The sequence below is a fragment of the Vibrio sp. 1562 genome, from assembly GCF_033340155.1.
GTDB lineage: Bacteria > Pseudomonadota > Gammaproteobacteria > Enterobacterales > Vibrionaceae > Vibrio > Vibrio alginolyticus.
In genome coordinates this window covers 1-743 of record NZ_JAWOVY010000284.1, presented here as the reverse complement: position 1 = coordinate 743, position 743 = coordinate 1, and the positions used below count along the sequence as shown (strand labels likewise).

The 743-nt window shown below is 49.5% G+C and carries 1 protein-coding gene; it reads left to right on the top strand.

What is annotated here, in order from left to right; translation table 11 throughout:
- Positions 1–743: DNA-binding transcriptional regulator CytR (gene cytR / locus R7Z49_RS24680; protein WP_318112329.1), on the top strand; the 743-nt coding region annotated here is incomplete at both ends.

Sequence of the window (743 nt, the reverse complement as noted above, 5' to 3'; positions counted from 1 at the left end):
GGTATCGAAGACGCCGCTATGGAACATGGCTACCTCGTACTGCTCGGTGACAGCGGCCAGCAGAAAAAGCGTGAAAGCTCGTTTGTGAATCTAGTGTTCACCAAACAAGCCGATGGCATGTTACTGCTTGGTACCGACCTGCCATTTGATGTCAGCAAGCCAGAACAGAAAAACCTGCCACCAATGGTCATGGCTTGTGAGTTTGCGCCAGAGCTAGAATTACCAACCGTGCACATTGACAACCTAACGTCTGCTTTTGAAGCGGTCAATTACCTAACTCAACTTGGCCATAAACGCATAGCACAAATTTCAGGGCCAGACACAGCGGTATTGTGCCAGTTCCGCCAGCAAGGTTATCAACAAGCCTTGCGTCGCGCGGGGATCAGTAAAGACCCACAATACAGCGTTATCACTGAGTTTTCTTTTGACGGCGGCGCGAAAGCTGTACGTAAGTTGCTAGAACTTCCAGAGCCACCAACTGCGATTTTCTGCCACTGTGACACCATGGCAATCGGCGCAATCCAAGAAGCGAAACGACTCGGTCTGCGCGTTCCGCAAGATCTGTCAGTGGTTGGTTTCGATGATATCAACTTTGCTCAATACTGCGATCCACCGTTAACGACCATTTCTCAACCTCGTTATGAAATTGGCCGCCAAGCGATGCTTATGATGCTCGAACTCCTTAAAGGCCATGACGTTCATTCAGGTTCACGCTTACTAGAAACTAAGCTTGTTGTCCGTGG